Annotated in this window: 1 protein-coding gene; it reads right to left on the bottom strand. The window is 48.3% G+C overall.

The genetic code is table 11. The features are described 5' to 3' along the window. The coding region (locus KDK18_RS02655; RefSeq protein WP_257253000.1) for a hypothetical protein at positions 1-2,872 on the bottom strand (2,872 nt) is incomplete at both ends.

Below are 2,872 nucleotides of genomic sequence, written 5' to 3'. Positions count from 1 at the left end.
TCATTAAAAAATCAGCGGTACCCAGTCTCAGTAATCCTTCAAGTTGAGTGATGGGTGTGTTTTCGGTTCCCAGTTTATCCCTGAAAAAAACGTCGGTTGAACTGTCTAATACCTGCTTGTACAAATGAATGGTCAACATGGACTTCAGTAAATCAGAATTCAGATTCAGTTTTTTTGTAATGACATAGGCCTTGTACTGGCTCCACTGAAAAACGTCTCTTAATGGGTCACTTTTCCTCGGAGCCATAAGACAGGGAATATAGGATGTTATAGCCCCAATCTCGCCAAGATCGACCCCGATATTGACCTGAACATGGTGAGATAACGGTGATGTCCTTTTTACCCCGGGCAGCAATGAGACTTTACTGTTTTCAAATCTATGGTCGCTGGATAACTTGAATTTTTTTAAATTACCTTTGGGATTATTTCCAATTAGCTCGTCATTATAAGCCTTAACTAAATCGCCTACGGTATAGCCACTCTCAGGTATGTTTGCCAATACAGAGGCCATCGTATTGGTAGCACGAAATAAAGCTGAGGACTCACTTAGATAATCCCGGAGAGGTTCTGGTCCGGTAATGATTTCAACGATTGAGTCACCGCGGCGTTTATCGTTGGTTGTAGTCGGATCAGGAGGATCTTCGCTAGATAGAGTCAGATCAGCATAATCAGTGAGAGAAAGCGTGTTAGGTGAAGATTTACTGGACGCAAGCATATTTCTCGATTCAGCATCCACACTTGTGTCAGCATACTCTATTTCAAGACCGATCCGTCCTTTATAAATGTCTAAGGGGATATCCGGAACTTTGATACCCTCTTGTAATCGCTTAACATCGTCAACGTCAAGATCACGCAGAATTCTTTTCCGAATGCTTTCAGAATCGCTGTTGATTCCTGCCAACAGATTGGTTGAAACAATATAACGAGCGATCAGGCCTGATAAAGTGCGATATTGTTCAACGGGCATTTTGCCTTCGGTGACATACTGGCCCGGATCAATTTTCAGGACACAACCGGCATTGTTAATCAGAACCGGTTCTGCCGGAGTAGTTCCGGATGAACCGGGAGGAGTGATGACCAGTAATAGCCGGACAGAGCCAGGTATTTTGACCTGGTCGAAGCCGCTGCCGACAGAACCATCAATAACACCCTGATTCACCAGAGTCTGGAGGTCTCCAAAGATTTGGCTCTGTCCTGCCATCAACGCATCGGAAAAAGCCTTGAATTTAGAGGTGGTTCTGAGCCATCGAAGCGTTTTGATAATAGTCTCATGCAATGACTTCATATCATTTGCAGTGACATCGTTTTCCAGAACCTGTTTGATAAACCGGGCAGAGAACAAGATCGCGACTTTTGACTCCGAACCTTTATCGCCATAGGTGCCCGGTGTCACTTCGCTAATAATTCCGGGACTGTTCTCTTTTATCTCTTTGCCATAGACGTCTATGTAACGGGAAGACGTTCTGCCAGTGTAGTGAGTTTTGTCTGGCGGGGTTTGCATATCACCAAAATCTGACAATAACCTGCTCCTGACTTTGGCGAGTAAACCAGAGCTGGCTATTCGTTTTTTCAACATCCGGTAATCCGCTTCCTGCAACTGCAGCGCAGAACGCAGTTCCGAATCCAGCATCTGTTTCCAGAAATCTGTGTGTACCTTAACCAGGCCCTGTGCAAAAGTACCAACAGCGATCTCCGGCTTCGCTTCAAGGGAACGAATAACGTTTCTGACCGAAACGGCCAGACGCTTTTCCTGAAACAGTACGTCCAGTGCCCGCTGGAAATCATCCACCGTTCCTTGGGCAAACCTGAACTCACGGTCATCAATATTAAGGATCAGTATCCGGTAAAGCGGATCGCTGTCGTTCGGTATCCGGCGTAGTTTCAGACCGTTGTCAAAAGCGTAATGACCATCAGGATCATTACGGTATTCCGTCTTCCATATCTCCATGGCCCTGACGATAACGGGTGGGGTTGCTACCGATGCTCTCAGTTGCAGGAACAGAGCCAGCCCGTAGGATTGGGTCATCACCCGGGCCAGACGGGTATCTGACGAGGCTGGTCGTACATCCGACAGTCCGACCAGGATGTTGACAGGCTCACTTTCTTGCCATTGATCGACCATCACCCAACTGTCTGCGATCAACCGGTCGGAATCCAGCCGAATATTAACGACCGCCTTTGTTGCCCCGAAACCACTCTCTTTCTCCCATTTGCGCCAGGCCAGGAGGCTATCGATGAATTCATTAGGTCCGTTGAAATAACGAAGCACATCATGTAGCGCTTGTGGCACTGCTTCCAGTAGCGTCAGTTCACGCATCTGGGAGCGATAGGCACTGTGATTAATGGGCGTGATAAGAAAGGGTGAATCAACCCCCAGAACGGTCTGCGAGGGAAACCGGTAATCCTGGAAGAAGGGCGTGAAAGGGTCCAGGTAAATCAGGTACTCGCGGTTTTCCGTGGTTGGGAGCCTGATGGGGTTGATGTCTTCGGAGAGCCGGCTGAACAATTCCGCGATCAGCAGCCTCTGCCGGAGATCCGGTCTGCGACCGCTGGCCAGAACGGTTACTGTGTTGATGGCCAGACTCATCAACAATCTTCGTATCAGGCTTCGGGCAACCTTATAGTCCCCGTAGTCCCCGTAGTCCCCGTAGTCCCCGTCGATGTTATTCATTTCGGTGGCCAGTGTGACCACATCAGTCGGCGCAAACAGGGCAATTTTTTCGCTGAGCTGCTGTTTAACCAACGAGGGGTTGTGATGGGTATAGGCTGACTCAATCGTATTGATCAGTGTCCGGGCAGTACGCTGCGTCAGCGGACCTGAGGACTGAAGCATAAACAGGATATTGCGCAGATTATCCGAAAAAGCGGCGCT

This window comes from Endozoicomonas sp. SESOKO3 (genome assembly GCF_024606255.1).
The sequence above is the reverse complement of the archived record's forward strand: the minus strand, read 5'-3'. Positions and strand labels throughout refer to the sequence as shown.